An 11,922-nucleotide genomic window follows, 5' to 3' on the forward strand; every position below is an offset into this window, starting at 1 on the left:
GCTGCCCGGAGCCGGTACCGCCGATCCTGCGGGCACCGTGTGCCGCTGCGCGGGCGTCAGCGGCTCTGCCATCCACGACGCCGTCTCGGAGGGCTGCTCCACCGTGGCTGAGGTCTCCAAGGCGACCCGCGCCGGAACCGGCTGCGGCGGCTGCCATGAGGACATCAAGGGGCTGATCGAAAAACATTTCTCCCCGGCCGTCTCCTAACCTCGCAAGGCACCCCGGCTCCCTGCCCTCGCAAGCTCGAGCTGGGGCCCTCGCCGGGCCGGCTCCACGGTCAGGGAACCCGGCGGCGGTGGCCCAGACGGTCTCCGCCGCCTGAGCCTTAAACCCCCGGCCTGCAGCATCAAAGCTGTGGGTTTCCACATGGATCTGCTGTGGTGCTTCCCGAGGCGGCCCGGGCTGAGTAGTGTCCCCTCCACGGGCACGTGCCCGGAGGCTGCAGACCCATGTTGAAAGGGCCACGGCAACTGGACCAGCATGCGTCCGCGACCTGAATCTGCTGGTTTTTCTAGAGATCGAGGAAAGCAATGCGCACAAAATCACTTCTCGGGGCTGCCGCCTGTACGCTCGCGCTGATCGGGCTCTCCGCGGGTCCCGCCCTCGCGGCACCGCCCGGCGATGTTCCCCGCGGGCAGGTGGAGCGGGGTCCGGAACACGCAAAGTCCATCTGTTCGTTCTCCGGTCTCAACGACGATCCCGCTGAGGAATTTCCCTTTGGTGGACAAGTCCAGTCCTACGGGCAGATCGTGAAGAAAGGCTTCAAAGCGTACGCGCCCAGCCCCGGACAGTTCTGCAACGCACATTTGATGCCTTGGCCTGAGGCCTACATGGAAGAAGGAGAGCACTAATCACGTCTGGGGTGGCCCCACTAGCAAGGGCCACCCAGGCATGAAGCTCCCGCCTAGGCCGGCGCCTTCGGGATGATGATCCACAGCGCGATATAGACCAGCTCCCCGATCCCCACCAGTCCAAAGATCACGAAACCCAGCCGCACCAGGAACTTTGGAAGGCCGAACCGGGCCGAGAGCGCTGCGCAGACGCCGCCGATCATCTTGCCACGGCGGGGGCGTTCAAGAGCCATTGCCATGATCGCGCCTACCCTTCAGCCCCGGCTTCGGCAGCGGCGGAGAATTCTCCGCCTGCCACTGCTTCCGCGTACTCGGTGAGGTCCGGCCCCGGCTGGAAGTCCACGAACTGCGGCTTCAGCTTCTCGTACAGGAACTTGTACACCTCGTCCTTGCCGGCGTCCGACAGTGACGATGCTGCTTCACGGACCGCTTCCTGCAGCGCCCTGTCGGCGTCCAGCAGGATTTTCTCGCGTGCCTGCTCGTTCCACTTGACGTCCTGCAGTTCCATGGGATTCTCCTCGCGTCGTCGGCTGATGCAGGGACGGCCGGAAATTCGTAATCGGAATTCCCGGCCGGTCCTTGAAGGAGTCTATGCAGGCGGCCGCAGCAGGGTCCAGACTTTCCCGCCCCCTGCCGGTACCCCGCTGTTACAGGTGCACGTGCAGGCGCCGCGCCGCCTCGGAAATGGACCCGGTCAGCGACGGGTAGACGGTGAAGGTGCTGGCCACATCGTCCACATGCAGCTTCTGCTTCACGGCGATGGAAATGGGGAAGATCAGCTCCGAGGCGTTGGGCCCCACCACGACGCCGCCAATAACCGTGCCGGATCCCTTGCGGGCGAAGATCTTCACGAACCCGTCCCGGGCGTTGCGCATCTTGGCCCGGGCGTTGCTGCGCAGCGAAAGCTTCACCACATCGCCCTGGTACTTGCCCGAATCGATATCCGCTTCGGAGACCCCCACGTTGGCGATCTCGGGGGAAGTGAAGATGTTGGAAGCCACCTGGTGCAGCTTCAGCGGAGTAACGACGTCACCCATGAAGTGGGCGACGGCGATCCGGCCCTGCATGGCTGCCACGGAGGCCAGCGGCAGGACGCCGGTGCAGTCCCCGGCGGCGTAGATGTTCGGCGCACTGGTCCGGGAGACGCCGTCGACCTTGATATGGCCGCTCTCGCTCAGCGCCACGCCCGCCTCTTCCAGTCCGATGCCGGCGGTGTTGGGGATGGAGCCCAGGCAGAGCAGGCAGTGGCTGCCGGTCACCTTGGAGCCGTCGCTGAGGGTGACCACCACGCCGTCCTCCGTGCGTTCCACGGATTCCGCGCGTGAACGCGACATAACGCGGACGCCGCGGCGTTCGAACACTTCCTCCAGCACCACAGCGGCATCCACATCGGAACCGGGCAGCACGCGGTCGCGGCTGGAAACCAGCGTGACCTTCGAGCCGAGACCGTTGTAGGCCGAGGCGAACTCCGCGCCGGTGACACCGGAGCCCACCACGATCAGGTCCTCGGGCAGCTCGTCCAGGTTATAGATCTGCGTCCAGTTCAGGATGCGTTCACCGTCCGGCCGGGCGGTGGGCAGCTCCCGCGGATGCGCGCCGACGGCCAGCAGGATGGTGTCCGCCTCCACGATCTCGGTGCCGTCCAGGGTGATGACCTCGATGGTGTGGTTATCCAGCAGCCGGCCGGAACCGGTCAGGATGCGCACGCCCTGGCCCTCGAGTCCGTCGTGGATGTCCTTTGACTGGCTGCGGGCCAGGTTCAGCAGGCGGTCATTGATGTGCTTCAGGTCCGCGCGCATCACCGGGACGAAGTCGCCGCCGTCGACGTCGAACTTCACGCCCAGCTCGCCTGCCTCGGCAACGCGCGTCATCAGGTCCGCGGTGGCGATCAGGGTCTTGGACGGCACAACGTCCGTCAGGACGGCGGATCCGCCCAGGCCTGCGCGCTCGATGATGGTGACCTGCGCTCCCAGCGAGGCGGCCACCATGGCGGCCTCGTATCCGCCCGGACCACCTCCCAGGATTGCGATCCGGGGTGAACTGAAATCTGGATGCGTAGTCACAATCAATCATTCTCGCCCATCACCGCCGCAGCACCAAGAATTCCACGCTCCGCCGCGGGCGCCTGTGGTGGGCGCAACAGGAGCGGCAGGATAACTTGTACTGGTGAGTACAACAGACTTCCTGAACACGGATCCCTTCGCCTCGGCCCGGGCCGCTGCCGATTACATCGCCGAAGAAACAGGAGTGGACCGCCACGACGTGGCGCTGGTGCTTGGCTCCGGCTGGGGCGCCGCAGCCGACCTGATCGGTGAAACCACCGCCACCCTTTCCGCCGAAGAAGTCCCCGGTTTCCACGCCCCCGCCGTGGAAGGGCATGTCGGCACCATCCGCTCGGTGCTGGCCAGGGACGGCAAGCGCGCCCTGGTCCTTGGCGCGAGGACGCATTACTACGAAGGCAAAGGGGTACGCGCCGTTGTGCACGGCATCCGCACCGCAGCCGCCGCAGGCTGCCGCACGCTGGTCCTCACCAACGGCTGCGGCGGACTCAACGAGGACTGGAGGCCCGGCACACCGGTACTCATCAAAGATCACATAAACCTCACCGCGGCATCCCCGCTGGAGGGGGCCACCTTCGTGGACCTGACAGATCTCTACTCCTCACGGGTCCGCAACCTTGCCCGCGAGGTGGACCCCACCCTCGACGAAGGGGTCTACGCCCAGTTCAGCGGGCCCCATTACGAGACGCCGGCGGAAGTGCAGTATGCCAAGCGGATTGGCGCAGACCTGGTAGGCATGTCGACGGCGCTGGAGGCCATCGCAGGCCGGCATGCCGGCATGGAGGTGTTCGGGATTTCGCTGGTCACCAACCTTGCCGCCGGCATCAGCCCGCAGCCGCTCAGCCACCAGGAGGTCATCGAATCGGGAGAGGCAGCAGGCCCGCGGATCTCCAGGCTCCTCGCCGATATCATCGCCAAGCTCTGAAAGAGGCGGCGCCCCAACGGGCTCCGCGTTGCGCGAAGTAGGCGGACAATGACGATAGCGTTATGCCCATGACGTCTTCCGATGCCGATTTCCGCCTGCTCGACGAAGCCCGCACCTGGGCCTCCCAAGACCCGGATCCCGCAACGTCGGCGTCCCTCCTTGAACTGGTCAGGCTGGTGGAAGAGGGTGATCCTGCCGCCCGGCAGGAACTCGAAGACAGCTTCCGCGGCACCCTCCAGTTCGGCACGGCCGGCCTGCGGGCCGCGCTCGGCCCCGGGCCCAACCGCATGAACCGCGTGGTGGTCCGGCGTGCCGCGGCGGGCCTGGCAGCGTTCCTGGCGGACGCGGTGAGCCGGGCCTCCCGGGGAACCCGGCCGCGCGCCGTCGTAGGGTACGACGCCCGCTACAACTCGGACATTTTCGCGGCGGAAACCGCGGCCATCTTCACTGCTGCCGGTATCGAAACCTTCCTGATGCCCTCGGCCCTGCCAACCCCCGTGCTGGCCTACGCCGTGCGGGCGTTGGGTTGCGACGGCGGCGTGATGGTCACCGCCAGCCACAACCCGCCGCAGGACAACGGCTACAAGGTGTACTTGGGCCGCCACGCCGTACCTGACAGCGGAAATGGCGCCCAGATCGTCACCCCCTATGACATAGAGATCTCGGCCCGGATCAGCGCGGTGGGGCCGCTGGAGTCGATCATGCTGGCACCGGAGGGCTGGACCGTCCTGGACGGCTCCATCGCCGCGGACTACCAGCGCGCCACGGCGTCCCTCGCCCTGCAGGACCACTTTCCCTCCCGGGACCTGCGCGTCGTCCTCACTCCCCTGCACGGCGTGGGCGGCCGAACAGCACGGGCCGTGCTTCAGGCTGCGGGCTTCAGCGATGTCACCCTGGTGGCCGAACAGGCAGAGCCGGACCCCGGCTTTCCCACCGTCAGTTTCCCCAACCCGGAGGAACCCGGGGCACTGGACCTCGCCCTGGAAACTGCAGCGCGGCTGGATGCCGACATCGTGATCGCCAACGACCCCGATGCGGACCGGGCCGCGGTGGCCGCAAAGGACCCGGACACGGGGGCCTGGCGGATGCTGCGGGGAGACGAAGTGGGGGCACTGCTGGGTGCCCACGTGGTGGCCCGGTTGGCTGCCACTGACCCCGGCGGTGAGGCCCAGGGCGTGAGCGGGGTTTTTGCCAATTCCATCGTGTCCTCGCGGCTGCTGGCCAGGATCGCCACGGCCGCCGGCTACGCCCACGAGGAAACGCTCACCGGATTCAAATGGATTTCCCGGGTACCCGGGCTGGTTTACGGTTACGAGGAAGCCCTCGGCTACTGCGTGGCACCGGACGTCGTGAAGGACAAGGACGGCATCTCCGCCGCGGTCCTCATCGCCGAGCTCGCGGCGACAGCCAAGGCCGAGGGGAAAACCATCTTCGATACCCTCGATGAGCTGTACCTGAAGCACGGCTTGCACGCCAGCGACCAGCTGAGCATCAGGGTCGCCGACCTGGGGCTCCTTGACGCGATGATGAACCGGCTCCGGGTGTCACCGCCGGAATCCTTCGGATCGTCCACGGTGGAAGTCTTCACGGACCTTGCCCAGGGCACGGACCAGCTGCCGCCCACCGACGGCCTGCTGTACGTGACCCGGGACCTGACGCGCGTGATCATCCGGCCCAGCGGCACTGAGCCCAAGCTCAAGTGCTACCTGGAAGTGATCCACCAGGCTGCCTCCGCCGCGGAACTGCCCGCCGCCCGGCAGGCAGCCCGGGCATCGCTGGATGCAGTGCTCCGCGACGTCAGCGAGGCGCTGGGACTTTAAGCCGTGAAAGGGGCGCCTGCCTGCGCGCCCCTTTTCCTGGGTGGTGCGGGATGATGTGCTGTTGTCTACAGCTCCACTTCGACGAAACCGTCGACGATCCGGCTGCTGAAGGCGGCAAGCTTTAGGCCGGGAGCGCTGAAGCACTCCCCGGTTTCGAGGTCGTAGACCTCTTTGTGCAGGGGCGAGGCGATGGTGGGCCGGGCCCCCCTGGAGCCAAGGATTCCGCGCGCCATGACATGCGCGCCGGTGGCCGGATCCTCGTGGGCCACCGCAAAGACTTCACCGGGCCCGGTGCGGAAGAGGGCGATCTGGCGCCCGGCAACCAGGGCCGCTTCACCCCAGGAGGGTTCCAGGTCGTTCAGGTGGCAGACCCGGTGCCACCCGGCGGCGGCCGCTCCGGCCTCGGCGGTTGCGGTGTCGAGCGCCCCAAGTTCCAGTGTTGCCGTCATGTCCGGCTCCTTTCCCTGTGCTTGTTGTCCGTGGGTTGTGGCTGCCTGTGCGGCCGGGTTCCACGCTAGGCGCGGGGTGTTTCGTGGGGATGCAGCAAATGTGTCCGGCGCGTAAAAGACACCTAACCCGGCCCGAAATGCGTTCGTGATGCAGAAGTTAAGTTCGCGAAACAAAGGGGAAACTGAGGCGAAACTGCCTCTCCCTAGTCTGGATGGACACTCGTCAGAGAAGGCCGGAGCACCGCTGCGGCCCATGCGAAAGGCCCACAGTGACCGAACAGACTTCAAACACCGAGACAACGCGCCGCATTGTCGTCGCCGGCGGCGGCCCCGCGGCCCACCGTTTTGCGGACGCAATGCATGCCCGTGGCCTCGATGGCTGGCATGTCACGGTCCTCACCGAGGAAGCCCACCTCCCCTACGACCGCGTCGCGCTGTCCAAGGCCCTCACCGATACCGGCGTGGACCTGACCCTGGGATCCGCTTCCATGTGGGACCACCCTTCTCTGGAACTGAAGACCGGCGAGCGCGTTGTGAAGATCAACGCCGCCGCGAAGACCGTGGAGACGTCCACCGGCAACACCTACCCCTATGACGAACTGGTGGTGGCCACCGGCTCGAACGCCGCCCGCCTGCCCATCCCCGGCAACGAGCTCACCCACGTCTACCGCACGCTCGAAGACGTCTGGACCATCAACCAGAAAATTGCCGAACTCACTGAGAAGCTCGGCCGGAAGGTCAATGCAGTCACCATCGGCGGCGGCCTGCTGGGCCTCGAATCCGCCGCCGGCACTGAACAGCTGGGCGCAAACCCCATCGTCATTGACGGCTCGCAGTGGCTGATGGCCACGCAGCTGGACGAAGGCGCCGGCCAGGCGATGGGCCGGCTCATCAAGGCCAAGGGCTTCGAAGTCCACGGCGGCGTCTTCCCGTCCGAGGTGCTCTCCGACGACGACGGCCAGGTCACCGGCGTCCTCATGGCGGACGGCCGCATCATCGAAGCGGACATGGTCATCGTGGCCATCGGCGTCCGGCCCCGCGACGAACTCTTCCGCGCCGCCGAAGGCGAGGAACAGGTCTTCAGCCTTGGTCCCCGCGGCGGCGTGGTGATCAACGACTACTGCGAAACCGAAGTACCCGGCATCTGGGCCATCGGCGAGGTGGCCAACTACGGAGGCATGTGCCTGGGCCTGGTGGCTCCCGCCAACACCATGGCCGAGATCGTCGCAGACCGCCTCCACGGCGGCGACGCCACGTTCCCCGGATTCGACACCGCCACCAAGCTGAAGCTCTCCGGCGTGGACGTTGCAAGCTTCGGTGACGCCTTCGCCAAGACCGAGCACGCCCTCGAGATCGTCTACGCCGACCCCGCCCGCGGCGTGTACCAGAAGATCGTCACCACCGACGATGCCAAGACCCTGCTGGGCGGCATCTTCGTCGGCGACGCCTCACCGTACATGAGCCTCCGCCCGCTCCTCGGCCGCGAACTTCCCGCCGAACCCGGTGCGTTCCTCAGTGCCGCCGGCGGCGGCGATGCCCCCGAAACAGAGCTGCCGGACGACGCCACCCTGTGTTCCTGCAACAACGTCACCGCGGGAAGCATCCGCGACGCCATCAACGGCTGCGGCGCCTGCGAGGGCAACGCACCCGTCCAGGAACTCGGCGAGCTCAAAGGCTGCACCCGTGCCGGCACCCAGTGCGGCTCCTGCGTTCCGATGCTCAAGAAGCTGCTGGAAACCGAACTCACCAAGTCCGGCGTCGAGGTCTCCAAGGCCCTCTGCGAGCACATCGAACTGTCCCGCCAGGAACTCTTCGACGCCATCCGCGTCCTGGAACTGACCTCCTTCGAAGAGATCATGGCCAAGTACGGCAAGGGCGCAGGCTGCGACATCTGCAAGCCCACCATCGCCAACATCCTGGCCAGCCAGAACAGCGCCTACGTGCTGGACGCCGGCCGCGGCACCCTCCAGGACACCAACGACCGCGCCCTGGCCAACATGCAGAAGGACGGCACCTACTCGGTGGTCCCGCGCATCGCCGGCGGTGAGATCACGCCCAAGAAGCTCGGCGTCATCGCCGCCGTGGCCGAGAAGTACAACCTGTACACCAAGATCACCGGCGGCCAGCGGATCGACATGTTCGGCGCCCGGCTGGAACAGCTCCCCGAGATCTGGAAGGAACTGGTGGACGCCGGCTTCGAATCCGGCCAGGCCTACGGCAAGAGCCTGCGCACGGTGAAGTCCTGCGTCGGTTCCACCTGGTGCCGATTCGGCGTCCAGGATTCGGTGGCCATGGCCATCAAGCTGGAGCTGCGCTACCGCGGCCTGCGGAGCCCGCACAAGCTCAAGATGGGTGTCTCCGGCTGCGCCCGCGAGTGTGCCGAAGCCCGCGGCAAGGACGTGGGCGTGATCGCCACGGCAGACGGCTGGAACCTGTACGTGGGCGGCAACGGCGGTGCAACCCCTGCACACGCACAGCTGCTCGCCAAGGACCTCGACGACGAAACCCTGATCAAGTACATCGACCGCTACTTCATGTATTACATCCGCACCGCGGACCGCCTGCAGCGCACGGCCCGCTGGCAGGAAGAGCTCGACGGCGGCATCAAGCACGTTGAGGACGTGGTGGTCAAGGACACCCTGGGCATCGCCGAGGACCTTGAAGCGGCCATGGCCAAGCACGTGGACACCTACATCGACGAGTGGGCCGACACCCTCAAGGACCCTGAGCGCCTGCGCCGGTTCCGTTCCTTCGTCAACGCCCCGGACCAGAAGGACGACTCCATCACTTTCGTCCCGGACGAGCGCGGCCAGATGCGCCCCGCCACGCCCGAAGAGAAGGGCAAGGTCCTGATCGGGGCCTCCATCCCGGTACGTGCCGGCAACGAGAACGAGGTATAGCCATGCAGCTCAGCATCGACCTCACCGGACGCGACGTCCTGGTCACGGGTTCCGACACTGCCGCGCGGCAGGCGGTGCGCCGCTACGAAGCCGCGGGCGCCGTCGTCTACCGCCTGAGCACCCCGCAGGGCGCGGGCCATGACGGCCCGCTGCCCGAGCGCCCGTTCCTGGTGGCGGCAGTGGACGACGGCCAGCCCGGCTGGGACGCCCTCCTGGACCGCTGCCGGCACACCGGGATTCCGGTGGCCGCCGAACCCGCTGCCGGCGCCGCCGGCCACGTCACCCTGGTGGGCGGCGGACCCGGCACCACCGAACTCCTGACCATCGCCGCGGTCAAGGCCCTGCGGGACGCGGACGTGGTGTTCTACGACCGCCTGGCCCCGTACCAGGAGCTGCCGTCCCTCACCTCCGCCGAACTGGTGGATGTGGGCAAGAAGCCGGGCCACCACAAAGTCAGCCAGGCGGACATCGAAAAGCTCATGGTGGAAAGCGCCCTCGCAGGCAACAACGTGGTCCGCCTCAAGGGCGGCGACCCGTACGTCTTCGGCCGCGGCGGCGAGGAAGTTGCCGCCTGTGTGGCCGCCGGCGTCAAGGTCCACGTGGTGTCCGGCGTCACCAGCGCCATCTCCGTCCCGGCAGCTGCCGGCATTCCGGTCACTCACCGCGAAGTCAGCCACATGTTCACCGTGGTTTCCGGCCACGCGCCGCTCACCGAGAAGGAGCACCAGCACCTCGCCGGCCTCGGCGGCACCATCGTGGTGCTCATGGGCATCGGCACCCTCCACCAGCTGGCCGCCGGACTCCGTAGGGCAGGCATGCGCCCCGACATGCCGATGGCCGTCGTAGAGCGCGGGTACCGCCCGGGCCAGCGGACCACCATCGCGGACCTGGGCACCATTGCCTCCGCCGCTGCCGGGTGCAGCAACCCGGCCGTGCTGGTCATCGGCGAGGTGGTTCGGGTGGCGGAAGCCAACCGCGGGCATGCTGAGGCCGCCGCCGACCTGGACAGGCTGGCGGCCTCGCTGCTGGGCTCGTGAAAGGATTGACCTCCATGAATGCACTCGCACCGGCCGAAACACCGCAGGTCGAAGAAACACCCGATGCTGCAGAAGCCCCGCTGGAGGGTTTCCGGATCGGCGTCACGTCGGACCGCAGGTCCCAGGACCTGATCGACGCCTTGGAACGCCGCGGCGCTGAGGTGCTGCACGCCCCTGCCCTGAAAATCGCCCCCGTCCAGGAGGACATGCGCCTCATCGAGGACACCCGGGCCATCATCGCGGCCAGGCCGGACCTCTGCATCGCCACCACCGCCTACGGCATGCGGCGCTGGTGCGAGGCCGCGGATTCCTTCGGCATCGGCGATGAACTTCTGGAGACCCTGGGCGCGTGCCGGATGTTCGTCCGCGGGCCCAAAGCCCGGGGTGCCGTGCGCGCGGCCGGACTCGCCGACGTCGGAATCAGCAGCGACGAGACCACCGCCACGCTGGTGGACATGCTGCTCACCGAAGGCGTCCGCGGCAAGACGGTAGCCGTGCAGCTGCACGGCTACACGGATGTCCGCCAGTTGGAGCGCCTGCGGATGTCCGGCGCCACCGTCCTGACCGTCACGCCCTACCGCTGGGTTAAGCCCGACGGCGAGGACAAGCTTCCCCGCCTCATCGAAGCCGCCTGCAGCGGGAACCTGGACGTCCTTACCTTCACCAGCGCCCCCGCCGTCGATGCCATGTGGAGCACGGCGCACGAGATGGGCGTCTACAAGCACCTGATCGACAGCCTGAAGACCAACGTCACCACCGCGGTGGTGGGCCCCGTGACCGCCCAGCCGTTGATTGATGCCGGGGTGGCGCCCCTGGTCCCGGAACGCTTCCGCATGGGGGCGCTCATCAGGCTGGTCTGCGAGCACCTGGCGCTGAACCACGTCCGCCGCCTGGAAACAAGGTCCGGCAACATCGAACTGCGGGGGCGGAGCCTGCGCATCGACGGCCAGCCGGTGGAACTGGCTCCTGCCCCGCTGCTGCTGCTCCGGGCGCTGCTGGGCGCCGGCGGCGCTGTCCTCTCCCGTGAGTCGCTCGCCGAACTGCTGGAACTGCGGGGATCCGTCCACGCCCTGGACATGACCGTGAGCCGGCTCCGGTCCTCGCTGCCGGACGGACGCCTGGTGGAAACCGTGGTCAAACGGGGGTACCGGATCCGCGTCTAGCACGCCGCTGTTCCCGTTTGAGGGGCCCCTGTGTCGGACGCCGGCCGAATGAGAGCCACGTCACCGGTTCTGTTACCGGCCGGTAAAAACTGGCGAACGGGCACCCTCACAACGGCAACCGAGGGGAAACACAACGGTAAAAGCGTCCCCCTACGCTGGGTTCCATCACGAACTTCCGGCCGTCCAGGCCGCCAGCGAAAGGGCCAGCACATGTCCGCTCCGGCACCCACCCCGTCCACCTCCGCAGCCACCCGCATCGTCATCGCCGGAGCCGGCCCAGCCGCACAGGCCCTGGTCAGGCAGCTGGACCGGGCAAGCTTCGCCGGCACCATCACGGTCCTCAGCAGCCGGGACGACACGCCCGAGGAGCTGCTGGAGCTGGCACTGCTCCCCCAGGTGTCGGTGCGGTTCGGCCAGCCCGCCAGCCACATCGACGCCGTGAACCGGACCGTGGCCACGGCCGACGGCCTGGAATTCTCCTACGACAACCTGGTGATAGCTACCGGATCATCCCCCGTCGCCAACCCCGTGGAGGGGGCGGCGCAGTGCCTGAGCTACTCCACCATCGACGACGCCGCCCGCATTGCCGAGGCCGTGGGACAGGTGACCCGGGAGCTGGGCAGGCGTCCGCTGGGGATCCTGGTGGGAAACGGGGCGGCCGCAGGCCAGGCTGAGGCTGTCCTGCGTGCCCGGGGCGTGCGGCCCCTAGATAGGAA

At 67.4% G+C, this 11,922-nt stretch carries 12 protein-coding genes; 8 read left to right on the top strand and 4 right to left on the bottom strand.

The annotated features are described in order from the left end of the window. Nucleotides 1-208, top strand: a 208-nt coding sequence (locus AC5RTT_RS18290; RefSeq protein ID WP_494146384.1) for a (2Fe-2S)-binding protein, incomplete at its 5' end; no start/stop codon positions are given. Nucleotides 209-531: 323 nt separating this feature from the next. Next, nucleotides 532-852, top strand: a complete 321-nt coding sequence (locus AC5RTT_RS18295) for a hypothetical protein (RefSeq protein WP_494146385.1) — start codon at nucleotides 532-534, stop codon at nucleotides 850-852. A 53-nt stretch (nucleotides 853-905) separates the two neighbouring features. Here the strand turns inward: AC5RTT_RS18295 and AC5RTT_RS18300 are convergent, their stop codons facing one another. The 3 genes from AC5RTT_RS18300 to AC5RTT_RS18310 all read right to left on the bottom strand — a co-directional run bounded on the left by AC5RTT_RS18300 (nucleotide 906) and on the right by AC5RTT_RS18310 (nucleotide 2,915). Then, nucleotides 906-1,091 (bottom strand): PspC domain-containing protein, encoded by a 186-nt coding sequence (locus AC5RTT_RS18300; RefSeq protein ID WP_494010566.1) that lies wholly within the window; start codon nucleotides 1,089-1,091, stop codon nucleotides 906-908. Between the two features lie 8 nt (nucleotides 1,092-1,099). Continuing rightward, entirely contained in the window at nucleotides 1,100-1,360 is a 261-nt protein-coding gene (locus AC5RTT_RS18305; RefSeq protein ID WP_494010567.1) for a hypothetical protein, read from the bottom strand. A 139-nt stretch (nucleotides 1,361-1,499) separates the two neighbouring features. Further along, the gene (locus AC5RTT_RS18310; protein WP_494146386.1) at nucleotides 1,500-2,915 is read right to left on the bottom strand and encodes an NAD(P)H-quinone dehydrogenase; all 1,416 of its coding nucleotides are present in this window, start codon (nucleotides 2,913-2,915) and stop codon (nucleotides 1,500-1,502) included. Between the two features lie 103 nt (nucleotides 2,916-3,018). Between AC5RTT_RS18310 and AC5RTT_RS18315 the strand changes: the two genes are divergently transcribed. Both AC5RTT_RS18315 and AC5RTT_RS18320 read left to right on the top strand, forming a co-directional pair. Beyond that, nucleotides 3,019-3,837 carry a purine-nucleoside phosphorylase gene (locus AC5RTT_RS18315; RefSeq protein WP_494146387.1) on the top strand — a complete coding sequence of 273 codons (819 nt, stop codon included), beginning with the start codon at nucleotides 3,019-3,021 and terminating at the stop codon, nucleotides 3,835-3,837. A gap of 68 nt (nucleotides 3,838-3,905) precedes the next feature. Beyond that, nucleotides 3,906-5,657, top strand: a complete 1,752-nt coding sequence (locus AC5RTT_RS18320; RefSeq protein ID WP_494103485.1) for a phospho-sugar mutase — start codon at nucleotides 3,906-3,908, stop codon at nucleotides 5,655-5,657. 65 nt (nucleotides 5,658-5,722) lie between these two features. Here the strand turns inward: AC5RTT_RS18320 and nirD are convergent, their stop codons facing one another. After that, the gene (nirD, locus tag AC5RTT_RS18325; RefSeq protein ID WP_494010571.1) at nucleotides 5,723-6,106 is read right to left on the bottom strand and encodes a nitrite reductase small subunit NirD; all 384 of its coding nucleotides are present in this window, start codon (nucleotides 6,104-6,106) and stop codon (nucleotides 5,723-5,725) included. A gap of 269 nt (nucleotides 6,107-6,375) precedes the next feature. On the opposite strand from nirD, the gene nirB reads away from it, so the two are divergent. The 4 genes from nirB to AC5RTT_RS18345 form a co-directional block, all read left to right on the top strand. Next, nucleotides 6,376-9,006, top strand: a complete 2,631-nt coding sequence (nirB, locus tag AC5RTT_RS18330) for a nitrite reductase large subunit NirB (protein ID WP_494146388.1) — start codon at nucleotides 6,376-6,378, stop codon at nucleotides 9,004-9,006. Between the two features lie 2 nt (nucleotides 9,007-9,008). Next, complete coding sequence (gene cobA / locus AC5RTT_RS18335) at nucleotides 9,009-10,043, top strand: uroporphyrinogen-III C-methyltransferase (protein ID WP_494146389.1); 1,035 nt, start codon at nucleotides 9,009-9,011, stop codon at nucleotides 10,041-10,043. Between the two features lie 14 nt (nucleotides 10,044-10,057). Continuing rightward, the gene (locus AC5RTT_RS18340) at nucleotides 10,058-11,206 is read left to right on the top strand and encodes a uroporphyrinogen-III synthase (RefSeq protein WP_494146390.1); all 1,149 of its coding nucleotides are present in this window, start codon (nucleotides 10,058-10,060) and stop codon (nucleotides 11,204-11,206) included. A gap of 210 nt (nucleotides 11,207-11,416) precedes the next feature. Continuing rightward, a partial coding sequence (locus AC5RTT_RS18345; RefSeq protein WP_494146391.1) for an FAD-dependent oxidoreductase occupies nucleotides 11,417-11,922 on the top strand: 506 nt, incomplete at its 3' end.

It is taken from the genome of Arthrobacter sp. Y3221157, assembly GCF_059089865.1.